Genomic DNA, 14684 nt, shown 5'->3' on the forward strand with positions numbered 1-14684 from the left:
CCTGTCCGTGGTCAGCATCCGTCCACCACCCGCGCCAGGCACAGCCAGTTGTCCGGGAAGATGCCCCACGGCAGGTAGCCGTTGGCGTAGGGCCCGTCACCGATGACGTTGTTGGTCAGGCGCGCGGTGACCGGCAGGATCTCCAGCAGCTTGCGGAGGTTGTTGCGGTTCTTCTCCAGCCCCTGCGTGATCGTGTTCAGGTTCGCCATGATCGGCGCGAACTGGTTGGCGTTCTCGCCGGCCACCGCGGTCGCCTGCTCGGTGAGTTCGGCGATGCCGTCGAGCATGCGGGTGACCAGTTCCTCACGCGCGACGATCTTCTGGGTGAGATCGCGTCCCTGCCCGACGATCACGGCGAGCTGGGCCTGATTGTCGTTGACGATGGTCGTGATCGTCTTGGTGTCGGCGATCAGCTGATTGATCTGGTCCTTGCGGTTGGTGATGACCTTCGACATCTGGGTGAGCGCCTCGAAGGTCGGCTCGGTGATCGCCGGCACGCCGGCGAGCTGCCGGTTGAGGGTCCGGATGCTCTCGGAGAGCGTCTTGTCGTCGATACCGGTCAGGATCGGCGCCCCCGCCTCGATGGTGCGCTGCAGGTCGTAGGGCACCGCGGTCTTCGCGATGTGTCCATCGGGCGCGTCCTCGGGCGAATCCCCTAGCGACACATCGATGTAGCGCTGACCGAGCAGCGTCGACATCTTGATCTCCGCCGAGCCGTTGGACGTCACCCGGACGTCGTTGTCGACCTTCATGGTGATCGCCACGTGCTGCCCGGCGAGTTCGGTCTCGGTGACCTCGCCGACGTCGATGCCTGCGACGCGGACCTTGTCCCCCGGCCGGATACCGCCGGCCTGAGCGAAGTCGCCGGTGAGCGTCTGCTTGCCCAGATGCGCGGTGGCGAGGGCCGTCACGCCCAGCAGGAGGGCGACGATGACCACGGCACCGATCACACCGGCCCACACCCGCCGGTTGTTGCGGAAACTCTTACGGAACCAGCTCATCGGCACACCACCGAGTGATTCGTGCCGCCGATCTTGTTGAAGATGCCGGGCGGCAGCAGGACGTCACCGATCGCGACGTCGAGATCGCACGCATAGATGTTCAAGTAGGCGCCCTCACCGAGCACGAGCGGGAAATGACCGAGGAAGACCGGGGCGTCGACCGCCATCCGATCGAGTTTGGCGCCGTTGCTGATCAGCGTGTTGGTCGCGATTCGACCGTCCGTCGCGGCGTTCGCCAGACTCTGCCGGCTCTCGCTCAGCACATCGGCGAAACCGCTTGCGGTACGGCCGATGTCGGTGACCGCGCTACCGAAGGCCGCCGAGTTGGAGTTGAGATTGGCGATCAGCGCCGACATCGACTCGATGACGGTGCCCAGCTGGCCGCCCTGCCGCGACAGGTCACGCATCACCACGCTCAGGTTGTTGATGATCGCCCCGAGCACGACGTCGCGGTTGGCGGTGTCCTCCGCGAGCCGACCGACCTCGGCGACCGTGTAGCTCAGCGACACCGAATTGCCCTGGAACGCTTGGATCAACCCTTCGGACAGGGCATTGACCTGCTCCGGGGTGAGGGTTTCGAAGACCGGCTGGAACCCGGCCAGCAGCGTGGTGACGTCGAACGAGTCCTCGGAGGGCAGCTCGAGCGTCGACCCCGGGTCGAGTGGCCGGCTGTCCCGATCGGGGACGAGGGTCAGGTTCAGATACCGCTGGCCGATGAGGTTCTGGTAGCGGATCGCCGCACGGGTGTTGGTGTACACCTGCTGGTTGTTCTGCACCTCGAAGGTGACCCGCGCGCGGCCGTCGGCGAGTTCGATCTGGTCCACCCGGCCGACGCGGACGCCGGCCATGCGGACGTCGTCGCCCGTGGCGAGACCCGACGCGTCCTTGAAGTAGGTGGTGTAACTGTTGGTCGTGCCCGGCACCGAACGTTCCAGCGTCGAGAAGATCACGTAGGTGACCAGCAACGCGGCGATGCCGAAGATCGTGAACCCGATCAGCGGTTTGCGGATCGACTCCGAGGCCGCGCTCATCGTCCTCCTCCTTGGCCGTCGCCGCCCGCGGGACCGGTGGCGTTCCGCACGTCGAGCGACTGGACCAGTGGTCCGAGCATGATCGTGTCGGCCGCCGACGGGGTGCGGCGCAACACGGTGCCGAGGGTCTTGTTGTCGGCGTCGGTGGTCACGTTGCCCACCGGCTTGTTCCGGCGCATGCCGTCGGAGGGGTAGATCGACAGCGGACCGGACATGGTCGGCCCCGTCCCCGTTCCGGGCCCGACACAACCCGGGCCGCGCAGGGTGCCGTACGGACCGCCGTCGTAGACCGGACAGTTCTGCCGGGTGTAGCGCTGGAAGGCACCGAAGCTGACGCCGATGTTGAGCTGGACGTGCCCGTTCGTGCCGGTGAACACCGTCAGCACCCGGGCAGCGAGATTGTTCAGTGCGATCACGCCCTGGGGCAACGAGTTCGGTTCCAGGACCAGCGCACCCAGCATCCGGTTCAGATCGGTCACGAGGCGCTGACCGCCGTCGCCGTTGCGCGCGAACAGCAACTGGGTCTGATCGAGCAGCCCCTGGCTGGCCGTCAGCACCGCGGTCAGGTCGCGCTGCTTCTCCGCGATCGTCACCGCCGGGATCACGCTGCGTCCCAGGGTGTCGAGAAGCTGCGGCGCCGACTGCGACAGTCCGGTGAGCGCGGCGTCGAAGTTGTCGAAACCGGGCGGGGCTCCCGGCGGGAACTGGGCGTTGATCGAGTCGAAGTAGGTCCGCAGCACGCCGACGAACGACCCGAACACCGATCCGCCGCCCTTGAGGGCGTCGGCGATGGTGCCGAGCACCTGCGCGAGTTCCTCGGGCGGAACGGCGTCGAGGATCTGCTTCAGCTCGTTCTGGGCGTCCTGCAGTTTGATCGTCTCGAGTGACTTGTCGGCCGGGATCACGGCACCGGCGGCCAGCCGGTCGCCGCCCACCTCGGCGGGCGGGACCAACTCGACGGAGTTGACGCCGAAGAGGTTCGACGGAACCGTCCGCGCGGTCACCGACGCGGGGATCCCCTCGGCCTGGGCCGGCTCGATGTCGATGCCGACGTTCTTGATCAGCCGGGCGGCATCGGTCTGCGAGTCGTCGTCGACGGCGATGGACTTGACCGTGCCGACGATCAGCCCGTTGTACCGGACGTCGGCGCCGTTGGAGAGGCCGTCACCGACATCGACGAGGTCGGCGGTCACGGCCACCGTCTTGCTGAACGTCCCCTGGTAGCGCATGAAGAGCAGCACGAAGATGACCAGCAGGACGAGCAGGAAGGCGACGCCGCGCAGTACGTACTGCAGCAGGGAGGGATTGCGCCCGTCGGTCGCGATGTTCACGGTCTCCCCCTCAACCCGAGATCTTGATTCCGGGCGAGGTGCCCCAGAACACGAGTGTCATGACCAGGTTCGCGAACACGATGACGATGATCGCGAGGCGGATGGCATGTCCGGCAGCAACTCCCACTCCTTCGGGTCCCCCTGAGGCGAAGTAGCCGTAGTAGCACTGGATGAAGGTTGTCAGCAGGACGAAGACGATCACCTTGATGAACGAGAACAACATGTCCCACGAGACGAGGAACTGGTTGAAGTAGTACAGGTAGGTGCCCCCGCCCTGACCGCTCTGCACCATGAACATGAACTGGCAGGCGAGGTAGTTCGCGGCCAGCGACACCGAGTAGAGCGGGACGATCGCGAGGACCGCCGCACACATTCGGGTGGTGACGAGGTACGGCAGCGGCCGGATCGCGATCGCCTCGAGGGCGTCGATCTCCTCCGCGATGCGCATCGAACCCAGCTGTGCAGTGAACCGGCAGCCCGACTGGGCGGTGAACGCGGTCGCGGCGAGCAGGGGCGCGATCTCACGGGTGGTCGCGAAGGCGGACAGACCGCCGGTCACCGGCGACATGCCGAGCAGATTGAGGGCGGTGTAGCCCTCGATCCCGACCGTCGCACCGCCCATGACCCCGAGGATCACCATGACGCCCACGGTTCCACCGCCGACCACGATGGCACCGTTGCCCCACGCCACATCGGCCAGGAGGCGCCACACCTCTTTGCTGTAGTGGCGGAACGCCAGTGGGACCGCACCGATGGACCGGACCAGGAACGTGATCAGGTGGCCCATGGCGGCGAGCGCATCGCGCGGACCGCGATACACCGCCTTGGCGGCCTCGAGCGGCCGCAGGGCCGGTGGCACGTACCGTGACGCGGTCATCTCACACCACCTTCGCCGGGAACAGGATCGTGAACAGCTGCGTCAGGATCACGTTCACCGTGAACAGCAGCAGGACCGAGTTGACGACGGCGGCGTTGACCGAGTTGGCCACGCCGGCGGGTCCGCCCTTCGTCGAGAGGCCGCGATCGCAGGCGACGATCGCCACGATCGCGCCGAATATGACGGCTTTTGCCAGGGCGAACATCAGGTCCGCGGTGGTCGCGAAGGACGCGAAGGTCCCGGTGTAGCTGCCCGGTGTGCCGCCCTGGAAGTAGACGTTGAAGACGTAACCCGTGATGAACCCGACGAAGCAGACGAACCCGCAGAGCAGGAAGCTGACCACCATGGTCGCGAGGAGTCGCGGTGAGATGAGCCGTTCGATCGGGTTGACACCCATGACGCGCATGGCGTCGATCTCGTCGCGGATCGTGCGCGAGCCGAGGTCGGCGGCGATGGCCGAGCCGACCGCGCCGGCCAGGAGCAACGACGTGACCAGCGGGGCGCCCTGCCGGATCACGCCCAGGCCCGTCGCGGCACCGGAGAACGAGGTCGCACCGACCTGACCGGCGATGTTGGACACCTGGATCGACACGATGACGCCGATCGGGATCGCGACCAGGAGCGTCGGGAAGACCGAGGTGCTGGCCATGAAGGCGCACTGTCGGACGAACTCGCCGAACGGGAACCGCCGCTTGAAGAGGTCGACGAAGAGGGTCCGGAACACCTCGACGAACATGCCGAGCTGACGTCCGAAGGTGTCGAACGAGGCGACGATGTGGCCGTCATACCACGACCGAACCGCCCCCGGCCTCTTGCGGCCCACCTCCTCGTCATCCGAGGTGACTGCGTTAGTGCTCAATCCCTACCCTTGCGTCTCGGCTTACCCGTTCACCGGCCGTCAGGTCGCGATCGCGTGCGTCGTGATGGACGCGCGTCCTCGTTTCCGCAGAACCTCTCCGCGTGCCCCCCGTGGGCAGAAGCGCCGCGGGTAACATACCTTATTCTCGTGGTCCGAATGTGTCCGGCCTCACAGTAGCCCGCGACTGCACCTGTCCGGGGTCCGACATACCTTGCATGATGTGACGAATCCCCCGACCGTTCCTGCTGTTGCCCAGAGCACAATAACTTGGTCGGCCGACCAACGGGAACAAAACCTACCACTTCGTTCCATTGGGGGCCCGTTCCGATCACCGAGGTCGCTGGACGAGATCCGTGTCTGGGCGCCGAACGCGCAGGTCGTCGACCTCGTGACGACGAGCGCGACCGGTTCGACGCAGGTGCGCACGCCCATGTCGACCGCGGCGGACGGTTGGTGGCAGGTCGACGCCGTCCCGGCCGGCGGCACCGATGGCGATCTCCGCTACGGCTTCTCGATCGACGGCGGACCACCGCGTCCGGACCCGCGCGCCGTCCGTCTGCCGGGCGGGGTGCACGAACTCTCCGCGCTGTTCACCGTCGACGCCGAGGCCTGGACCGACGACGCGTGGGCCGGCCGGGACATCCGGGGTGCGGTGGTCTACGAGCTACATCTGGGGACGTTCACACCCGAGGGCACGCTCGACTCCGCGGTCGACCGACTCGATCATCTCGTCGAGTTGGGAGTCGACTTCGTCGAGCTGATGCCGGTCAACGCGTTCAACGGTGAGCACAACTGGGGTTACGACGGCGTCGGCTGGTACGCGGTCCAGGAGAGTTATGGCGGGCCCGCGGCGCTGGCCCGGTTCGTGGACGCCTGTCACGCGGCGGGACTGGGCGTCGTCCTCGACGTCGTGTACAACCACCTCGGCCCCTCCGGCAACTACCTACCCGACTTCGGGCCCTACCTCAGCGCGGGGACCACATCGTGGGGGTCGTCGGTCAATCTGTCCGATCCGGACTCCGACGAGGTGCGCGCGTTCATCCTCGGCACCGCGCTGCGGTGGTTCCGCGAGTTCCACGTGGACGCGCTGCGTCTCGACGCCGTGCACGCGCTGACCGATCACCGCGCCGTTCACCTCCTGGAGGAGCTCGCCGCCGCCACCGACGACCTCGCCGCCCGACTCGGGCGCCCACTGTCGCTGATCGCCGAGAGCGATCTCAACGATCCCCGGATGATCCTGCCGCGCACGGTCAACGGACTCGGGCTCGCGGCACAGTGGGACGACGACATCCACCACGCGATCCACACGCTGGTGTCCGGCGAACGGCAGGGCTACTACGGCGACTTCGGCAGCTACGAGTGCCTGGCGAAGGTCCTCACCGGCGGCTTCTTCCACGACGGCACCTATTCGTCGTTCCGCAGGCGGCACCACGGACGGCCGATCCCGACCGATACCGTGCCCGCATCGGCGCTGCTCGCCTACACCTGCAACCACGACCAGATCGGCAACCGGGCGATCGGCGACCGTCCGAGCGCCTATCTCGACGGCGGGCAATTGGCGATCAAGGCGGCGTTGGTCCTGCTGTCCCCCTTCACCCCGATGCTGTTCATGGGTGAGGAATGGGCTGCCGCGACGCCATTCCAGTTCTTCACCTCTCACCCGGAACCCGAACTGGGCCGAGCCACCGCCGAGGGGCGTAAGGCGGAGTTCGCCGAACACGGCTGGGACAGCGACGATGTGCCGGACCCGCAGGATCCGGCGACGTTCGAGCGGTCGAAGCTGGATTGGACCGAACTCGACGATCCCGACCACGCCCGCATGCTCGACTTCTACCGAACGCTGATCGCGTTACGGAAAGCCGAAGCGGCGCTGCACGATCCGACCTTCGCGTCGGTGTCCGTCGACTTCGACGAGGCGTCCGGATGGTTCGCGATGCACCGCGGGGACTGGTCCGTGGTGTGCGTGCCCGGGGACGAACCGGTCACCGTGCCCCTCGTACTCGACGTCGAGATGGCATGGGAGCCGGCCCGTTCCGACAGCGCCGGGTTCACCTCGCCGGGCCACAACGTGATCATCGGCCGCCGCGGCAACGTCTCCTAGCCCGAAGCCGCGTGTACCGCAGCTTCGGGCCATGGATCGGAAGGTGGGGTCAGACGGCGTCGCCGCCGTCGATGCTGCCGAAGTCGCCGACCTCGACGTTGCCCTCGTCGTCGACGGCGGTGTCGAAGGTGCCGTCACCGTCGGTGTCGGCCACCGCGATGTCGGTGAGACCGTCGGCGTCGGTGTCGGCTTCGATGACGTCGATCTCGCCGTCGGCATCGGTGTCGTAGGCGATGGAGTCGGCCTGGCCATCGCCGTCGGTGTCGAGGATGGCGTCGGTGGTGCCGTCACCGTCGACATCGGTGAGTGCGGCGTCGACGGCCCCGTCGCCATCGGTGTCGATCAGAACGGCGTCGGCGGGGATCTCGGTGCTCATGGTGGGTCCTTCCAAGTGGTGACGCGCTGGTGTGGAGTGCTTCTGGGCGGTTCAAGTACTTGGAGGCGACCCAGGTCGGGAATGTTCCCGGATTGTCGGGAGTCGTTCGCGTGTCGGACATCGGGGCTCCGGGAATGCGCATCGGCCCACGAAGCACCCGACGTCCTAGGTGAGATAGGCGTACGCCGGGGAACCCGGTTCGAGCCGCTCACAGTGCAACCGCGAGCGGTCCATCCGGTCCATGAGGCCGCCGAGTCCGTCGCGGTGCCCGAGCTCGATGCCCACGAGCGCGGCACCGGTCTCGCGGTTGTTGCGCTTGACGTATTCGAACATCGTGACGTCGTCGTCGGGCCCGAGGACCTCGTCGAGAAAGCGGCGCAACGCACCGGGCTCCTGCGGGAAGTCGACCAGAAAGTAGTGCTTGAGCCCCCGGTGGACCAGCGAGCGTTCGATGATCTCGCCGTATCGGGACACGTCGTTGTTGCCGCCGGACACGAGGCACACCACGGCGGCGTCCGCCGGCAGCTGCAATTTGTCGAGGATCGCGACCGCGAGCGCCCCCGCGGGTTCGGCGATGATGCCCTCGTTCTGGTAGAGCTCGAGCATCGCCGAACAGATGGCACCCTCATCGACATGAGTGACGTGCGCGGTTCCCGGCGCAGGCGCGAAACGCTCGTCGGGCATCACCCGCACGGCCGGTGTCGCGGTGATCTGGGCGAGCACCGGATGATCGGTGACCGTCGCACCGAGCTCCGACAGCACCCGGTGCCCGATCGCGCCGATGCGCTTGACCGCCGCGCCGTCGACGAACGGATCGATCTCGGCGAGCGTCACCGGTCCCCCGTTGACGAGGGCGGCACTCAACGACACCGCACCGGTCGGCTCGACGCCGACGATCGTCACGTCATCGGACAGACCCCGGAAGTACGTCGCCATCCCGGCCAGACATCCCCCGCCGCCGACCGGTGCGATGACGACGTCGGGTACACGACCGAGCTGCTCGACGATCTCGTGGGCGATGGTCCCCTGCCCCGCGGCGGTCCGCGGGTCGTCGAACGCGTGGATCCACGCCGACCCGGTGCGCATCACATCGTCCTGGGCGGCCGCCGCAGCGGCGTCGTAGGTTTCCCCGACGGCCCGGAGTTCCACGAAGTCCCCACCGTGCCAACGGATTCGGTCCCGCTTCTGTTTGGGCGTGGTGGTCGGGACGTAGATCCGACCGGGCACCCCCATGCTGCGGCACGCGAACGCCACACCCTGGGCGTGGTTGCCGGCACTGGCCGCGACGACACCGCGTGACAGCTCGTCGGCCGACAACTGCGCCATCACGTTGTAGGCGCCGCGCAACTTGTAGGAGCGGACGGCCTGCAGGTCCTCCCGCTTGAGGTAGATCTCGGCCCCGGCGTCGGCCGACAGGCGCGGACAGGGCTCGAGCGGGGTACGCGCCACCGCGTCGGCGATGCGAATCGACGCGGCTTCGATCGCGTCTACCGACAAAGCCTGCTGATGGACCGGGACGTGGTGCGTACTCACGACAGCCATGTTCTCACTGTCGATGGGTGATCCGGTCCTGCGGGTTCCGGTCCTGCCGGTTGCGGCTTCGCCGTCTCGACACCCGCCCGAATCGCGATCACGGCACATTCGCCCGCACGGTGGCGTAACACTGGACGGTGGGTGTGAGAGCCGGCCGGGCGGGGAACCTCCCCATGGCCGCCTCATCGTGACCACCGACGGTGACCCAGCCCCACCCACCAGGGAGCAGCCATGACCGTTCGTCGAACCTTCCCATCCCGCGCTCGTCGTCTGTCGCGGCTGGCCGCTCTCGGTGCGGCTGCCGCGCTGGCCCTCGGACTCGGCGCAGCGGTCGAACCGGCGCAAGCTGTCGCCGCGCCGGTGTGCGCCGGAGCCGGCCAGCCTGCTCGACTCGTCGGCGCGGTACCGGGCGCGGCGCTCGAGGGCCTGACCGTCGACGCCGGCGGTCGCCTCTACACCACCGATCTGATCACGGGTCGCGTGTATCGCCTCGCCGGACCGGGCGCACCGGCTGTTCCGATCGCACGCGTGCCGGGCGGGAGCGGCGCGGGCGCGCTGGCCTGGACCCCCGATGGCACCTTGCTGGTCGGATACGGTGCCGATCCTCGTGTGTTCGTCGGCGACGCGCTGCGACATGCGTCCATCGCGCGCCTCGATGTCACCACCCGCGCGCTGCGCCCCTGGGTGTCGGGACTCTCGGCGGCCAACGGGATGGACGTGTCCGCGCGCGGAAATGTGTACGCCACCAACGATTTCGGCAATCTCATCGGCCGGGTGGGTCCCACCGGTGCCGTGCAGGCGGCCTGGGGAGCGCTGCCTAGCGCCAACGGGGCAGTACTCGGACGCGGCGACGGGTGGCTCTACGTGTCGCGGACGTTCGTGAACCCCGGCGTCAGCCGGATCTCCACCGCGAATCCGCGAGTCGTACAGAATCTGCTCAACGTGGGCGCGCCGTCGACTCCCGACGGATTGACGCTGGATTCGCGCGACCGACCGATCGTGCCGTTCAACGCAACCGGTGAGATCGTGCGGGTCACCACGCCGGGCAGCTACTGCGTGCTGGCAACAGGTCTGCCGACCTCGAGCGTGGTGTCGTACGGACGCGGGAACCGCGGATTCTCGGCAGGACGACTGTTCCGTGCCGGGTTCGACGGCCGGATCTACGAGATCCCGGGCGGATTCGACGCCGGGGCGTCGGCGGCGGTCCCCGGCAGGTAACGCTCGCCCCACCACACCGCGAGAAGGGCCAGTCCGCTCACCCAGGCCGTGATCTCGAGCGACCCGACGAGCAGGAGGCTCACCAGCGCGACCGCCGCGGCCGCCACGACTGCGTGGATCTTGTGCGCAGGCCACTGCACACCGAAGACGTCGACGGTGCGGGCCGCCCGTGGCTCTCGATGGCTCGGGTCGACGTCGATCAGTGTCGTCATCTCGAATCACTCCCTCGCTGCCGCATGCACCAGACGTGTCGTCGAGTGTAGCGGAAGGCGAAGGAAAATGTTCGGCGACCCGAAACCTTGCTGATGGGCTACCTGCGAACGCTTTGTCGGGTGGCCCGACACGACTGGTCGTCGTTTCCGACCAGGGGTCGGAGGTGAGCGCCCATTCTGCTGGCCGAGCAGCGACGACCGAGCGAAGCGAGGCCGCCGCCCATTCTGCTGGCCGAGCAGCGACGACCGAGCGAAGCGAGGCCGCCGCGTGTCGAGGTCACCAAGTGGCTTCGACACGGTTCCTCGCTGCGCTCGTCACCTGCTCAACCAGCGGAGGGGGCCAACTCTCACTGCGCTCGTCACCTGGTCAACCAGCGGAGAGGAACGGCTCAACAACAGGGCGACGGCTCGACCGGCAGGACAGTCAGCTCAGACAGCTGGGCCCGAGTAGCGCCTTGAGGTCACCCATCAACGCCGAACTGGGTGCCACCCGGAGCGACTCGGTCAGTTTCAGTTGGGTCTGACGCTTGTCGCTGACCAGGGTGACGTGCACGTCGGCCATACCGGGATGCCGGGTCAGCACCTGCTTGAGCGCGGCGACGCGGTCGGGGGTGCACAACCGGGCCGAGAGCGTCAACGCAACGGGTTTCGTCGCGCCGGCTGTCTCCAGGTCCGGTACTGCGAGGTCGTTCGCGCTGATCATCATGCTGTCGTCTCGCAGGTTCACCCGCGCCTTGATCAGGACGATGTTGTCGGCGACGATGTCCATCCCGTACGCGACATAGGCCCGCGGGAAGAAGTAGACCTCGACACCACCGACCATGTCCTCGAGCGTGACCGCGGCCCAGGGCTCACCCTTCTTGTTCACCCGCCGGGTCACCGAGGAGATGATGCCGCCGATCGTGATCTGGGCGCCGTCGGCGACGTTCCCCTCGAGGAGCGTCGTGATGGAGGTGTCGGTGTGCGCGGCGATCGCGTGTTCGACACCGCTCAGCGGGTGGCCGGACACGTAGAGCCCCAGCATCTCTCGTTCGATGGCGAGCTTGTGCTTGGTGTCCCACTCTTCTTCGGGCACCTTGACCGCGAACACCTCGGCCATCGAGTCGTCGGCACCGCCGGCGTCGCCGAAGAGGTCGAACTGGCCGATCGCCTCGGCCTTCTTGGTACCGATGACCGATTCGACGGCCTCCCCGTGCACGAGGAACAGGCCCTTGCGCGGGTGACCCAGTGAGTCGAACGCCCCGGCCTTGATCAGTGACTCGGTCACCTTCTTGCTGCACGCGGTGACGTCGATCTTGCCGAGGTAGTCGGAGAAGTTGGTGAACTTCCCCTTCTCCTCACGCGCCGAGATGATCGACCCGACGACCCCGGACCCGACGTTGCGGATCGCGGCCAGGCCGAACCGGATGTCCTTGCCGACCGCGGCGAAGTTCCGCTGGGATTCGTTGACATCGGGCGGTAGCACGGTGATACCGAGCTTGCGACAGTCGGCCAGGTAGATCGCGGCCTTGTCCTTGTCGTCGCCGACCGAGGTCAGCAGACCGGCCATGTACTCGGCGGGATAGTTCGCTTTGAGGTAGGCGGTCCAGAAGGACACCAGTCCGTAGCCCGCGGCGTGCGACTTGTTGAACGCGTACCCGGCGAACGGCAGGACGGTGTCCCACAGTGCGGTGATCGCGGCCTGGGAGAACCCGTTGTTGCGCATGCCCTCCGCGAAGCCGTCATAGGCCTCGTCGAGGATCTCCTTCTTCTTCTTGCCCATCGCGCGTCGGAGCAGGTCGGCCTGTCCGAGCGAGTACCCGGCGACCTTCTGCGCGATCTGCATGATCTGCTCTTGGTAGACGATCAGGCCGTAGGTCTCCGACAGGATCTCCTTGAGCGGCTCCTCCAGCTCCGGATGGATCGGCCGGATGTCCTGCAGACCGTTCTTCCGCTTGGCGTAGTCGGTGTGCGCGTTCACACCCATGGGACCCGGCCGGTACAGCGCGAGGACGGCGACGATGTCCTCGAACCCGGTGGGCTGCATCATCTTCAGGAGTTCACGCATCGCCGCGCCGTCGAGCTGGAACACGCCGAGGGTGTCGCCGCGGGCGAGGAGCTCGTAGGTCTTGGGATCTTCGAGGGGCAGCGCGTCGAGGTCGAGGTCGATGCCCCGGTTCAGCTTGATGTTCTCGAGGGCGTCACCGATGACGGTGAGGTTGCGCAGCCCGAGGAAGTCCATCTTCAGCAGGCCGATGGCCTCACATGACGGATAGTCCCATCCGGTGATGATCGCGCCGTCCTGTGCGCGCTTCCACACCGGGATGGCATCGGTCAGCGGCTCCGACGACATGATGACCGCGCAGGCGTGCACGCCCGCGTTGCGGATCAGGCCTTCCAGACCGATGGCGGTGTCGTAGATCTTCTTGACGTCCGGGTCGGTCTCGATGAGCGTGCGGACCTCGGTGGCCTCGTTGTACCGCTCGTGCTCGGGGTTGGTGATGCCCCAGACCGGGATGTCCTTGGCCATGATGGGTGGCGGCAGCGCCTTGGTGATGCGGTCGGCGATGGCGAAACCCGGCTGACCGAACTGGACGCGGGCCGAGTCCTTGATCGCGGCCTTCGTCTTGATGGTGCCGAAGGTGATGACCTGGGCCACCTTGTCGCTGCCCCACCGGTCGGTCGCGTACCGCACCATCTCGCCTCGACGACGGTCGTCGAAGTCGATGTCGATGTCGGGCATCGACACACGCTCGGGGTTGAGGAATCGCTCGAAGAGCAGTCCGTGCGGGATGGGGTCGATGTTTGTGATGCCCAAGGCCCAGGCCACCAGGGAGCCGGCCGCCGAGCCACGACCCGGACCCACCCGGATGCCGACCTCGAGAGCGTGCCGGATGAGGTCGCCGACGACCAGGAAGTACGCCGGGAACCCCATCTGGATGATGACGTCGAGTTCGTAGTTGGCGCGCTGCAGGTACTCCTCGGGCACCTCGGTGCCGGCGAACCGACGCTCGGCGAGTCCCTTGGCGACCTCCTTGCGGAGGAAGGTCTGCTGCGTCTCGCCGTCGGGCACCGGGAAGACCGGCATGCGGTCGCGATGGGTGAAGACCTCTTTGTAGGACTCGACGCGTTCGCCGATCTCGAGGGTGTTGTCGCAGGCGCCCGGGACGATCGAATCCCACTGCTCGCGCATCTCGGCCGCGGACTTCAGGTAGTACCCGTCGCCGTCGAACTTGAACCGGGTCGGATCGGAGAGGGTCTTGCCGGTCTGCACACAGAGCAGCGCCTCGTGCGCCGCGGCGTGCTCCTTGGTGACGTAGTGGCAGTCGTTGGTGACGATGGGCTTGATGCCGAGCTTGCGACCGATCTCGAGCAGACCGTCGCGCACGCGCCGCTCGATCTCGAGGCCGTGCTCCATCAACTCGAGGTAGAAGTTGTCCTTGCCGAAGATCTCCTGCCACTTCGCCGCGGCCTCGAGAGCCTCGCGATCGTGACCGAGCCGGAGCCGCGTCTGCACCTCACCGGACGGGCAGCCCGTGGTGGCGATGATCCCCTCGGCGTGCGCGGCGATCAGATCCTCGTCCATCCGCGACCACTTGCCGAGCTGTCCCTCGATGGATGCCAGCGACGACAGCTTGAACAGGTTGCGCAGGCCGGCCGCGTTCTCGGCGACCATGGTCATGTGCGTGTACGCACCCGAGCCGGAGACGTCGTCGCTCTTCTGCTCGCGGGTGCCCCATTGGATGCGTTTGGTGTCGAACCGCGATCCGGGGGCGATGTAGGCCTCGATGCCGATGATCGGCTTGATGTCGTTCTTGACCGCGGTGTTGTAGAACTCGCTGGCGCCGAACATGTTTCCGTGGTCGGTCATACCGATCGCGGTCATCCCCAGCCGCTTGGCCTCGGCGAACAACGGGGACACCTTCGCCGCACCGTCGAGCATGGAGTACTCGGTGTGGTTGTGCAGGTGTACAAACGAGTCCGTCACGGCGCCTCTTCTGTCCAGATCGGTCGGTAGATGTCGGTTCAGTCGTCAGATGTCGGTTCGATCGGCGTGTGTCGGCGCCCGAGAGTGCCCCCGATGGCGCTCGGTGTGCCGGGTCCGATTCCGGGTCCACTCTAGGCGCGTGTACCGACACCTCCGGGGTGCCACTCCGGGGCGTGAC

At 67.0% G+C, this 14684-nt stretch carries 11 protein-coding genes; 2 read left to right on the plus strand and 9 right to left on the minus strand.

Features of this window, described 5'->3' with window-relative positions:
* Window positions 1–11 precede the first annotated feature (11 nt).
* From BCM27_RS15290 to BCM27_RS15310, 5 genes are read right to left on the minus strand one after another with little or no spacing between them, the layout of a single operon-like run.
* On the minus strand, window positions 12–1001 hold the full coding sequence (locus tag BCM27_RS15290) for an MCE family protein (protein WP_004021200.1): 990 nt from the start codon (window positions 999–1001) through the stop codon (window positions 12–14).
* Complete coding sequence (locus BCM27_RS15295) at window positions 998–2032, minus strand: MCE family protein (RefSeq protein ID WP_004021201.1); 1035 nt, start codon at window positions 2030–2032, stop codon at window positions 998–1000. The genes BCM27_RS15290 and BCM27_RS15295 overlap by 4 nt, the downstream gene beginning before the upstream one ends.
* The gene (locus BCM27_RS15300; protein WP_004021202.1) at window positions 2029–3363 is read right to left on the minus strand and encodes an MlaD family protein; all 1335 of its coding nucleotides are present in this window, start codon (window positions 3361–3363) and stop codon (window positions 2029–2031) included. The genes BCM27_RS15295 and BCM27_RS15300 overlap by 4 nt, the downstream gene beginning before the upstream one ends.
* Window positions 3364–3373: 10 nt before the next feature.
* On the minus strand, window positions 3374–4240 hold the full coding sequence (locus BCM27_RS15305; RefSeq protein WP_004021203.1) for an MlaE family ABC transporter permease: 867 nt from the start codon (window positions 4238–4240) through the stop codon (window positions 3374–3376).
* A 1-nt stretch (window position 4241) separates the two neighbouring features.
* On the minus strand, window positions 4242–5099 hold the full coding sequence (locus tag BCM27_RS15310; RefSeq protein WP_004021204.1) for an MlaE family ABC transporter permease: 858 nt from the start codon (window positions 5097–5099) through the stop codon (window positions 4242–4244).
* A 340-nt stretch (window positions 5100–5439) separates the two neighbouring features.
* Between BCM27_RS15310 and treZ the strand changes: the two genes are divergently transcribed.
* Window positions 5440–7200: a malto-oligosyltrehalose trehalohydrolase gene (treZ, locus tag BCM27_RS15315; protein WP_085944162.1), complete on the plus strand. Its 1761-nt coding sequence runs from the start codon at window positions 5440–5442 to the stop codon at window positions 7198–7200.
* Window positions 7201–7249: 49 nt separating this feature from the next.
* On the opposite strand, the gene BCM27_RS15320 is transcribed toward treZ, so the two are convergent.
* Window positions 7250–7576, minus strand: coding sequence for a hypothetical protein (locus tag BCM27_RS15320; protein ID WP_004021206.1), 327 nt, complete (start codon window positions 7574–7576; stop codon window positions 7250–7252).
* A gap of 165 nt (window positions 7577–7741) precedes the next feature.
* Window positions 7742–9118 (minus strand): threonine ammonia-lyase IlvA, encoded by a 1377-nt coding sequence (gene ilvA / locus BCM27_RS15325; RefSeq protein WP_033203900.1) that lies wholly within the window; start codon window positions 9116–9118, stop codon window positions 7742–7744.
* Between the two features lie 222 nt (window positions 9119–9340).
* On the opposite strand from ilvA, the gene BCM27_RS15330 reads away from it, so the two are divergent.
* Complete coding sequence (locus tag BCM27_RS15330; protein WP_004021208.1) at window positions 9341–10327, plus strand: SMP-30/gluconolactonase/LRE family protein; 987 nt, start codon at window positions 9341–9343, stop codon at window positions 10325–10327.
* On the opposite strand, the gene BCM27_RS15335 is transcribed toward BCM27_RS15330, so the two are convergent.
* Window positions 10270–10539, minus strand: a complete 270-nt coding sequence (locus BCM27_RS15335; protein ID WP_004021209.1) for a hypothetical protein — start codon at window positions 10537–10539, stop codon at window positions 10270–10272. The two genes, BCM27_RS15330 and BCM27_RS15335, sit on opposite strands and share 58 nt — an antisense overlap.
* A gap of 424 nt (window positions 10540–10963) precedes the next feature.
* Complete coding sequence (gene dnaE, locus BCM27_RS15340) at window positions 10964–14506, minus strand: DNA polymerase III subunit alpha (protein ID WP_004021210.1); 3543 nt, start codon at window positions 14504–14506, stop codon at window positions 10964–10966.
* Between the last annotated feature and the right edge of the window lie 178 nt (window positions 14507–14684).

It is taken from the genome of Gordonia terrae (genome assembly GCF_001698225.1).
GTDB classification, from domain to species: Bacteria; Actinomycetota; Actinomycetes; order Mycobacteriales; family Mycobacteriaceae; genus Gordonia; species Gordonia terrae.

Bases quoted from the DNA above. Each gene is read 5' to 3' on its own strand.
- ilvA (WP_033203900.1), bottom strand. From the start codon at position 9,118: ATGGCTGTCGTGAGTACGCACCACGTCCCGGTCCATCAGCAGGCTTTG.
- BCM27_RS15290 (WP_004021200.1), bottom strand. From the start codon at position 1,001: ATGAGCTGGTTCCGTAAGAGTTTCCGCAACAACCGGCGGGTGTGGGCC.
- BCM27_RS15295 (WP_004021201.1), bottom strand. From the start codon at position 2,032: ATGAGCGCGGCCTCGGAGTCGATCCGCAAACCGCTGATCGGGTTCACG.
- BCM27_RS15335 (WP_004021209.1), bottom strand. From the start codon at position 10,539: ATGACGACACTGATCGACGTCGACCCGAGCCATCGAGAGCCACGGGCG.
- BCM27_RS15305 (WP_004021203.1), bottom strand. From the start codon at position 4,240: ATGACCGCGTCACGGTACGTGCCACCGGCCCTGCGGCCGCTCGAGGCC.
- BCM27_RS15320 (WP_004021206.1), bottom strand. From the start codon at position 7,576: ATGAGCACCGAGATCCCCGCCGACGCCGTTCTGATCGACACCGATGGC.
- BCM27_RS15330 (WP_004021208.1), top strand. From the start codon at position 9,341: ATGACCGTTCGTCGAACCTTCCCATCCCGCGCTCGTCGTCTGTCGCGG.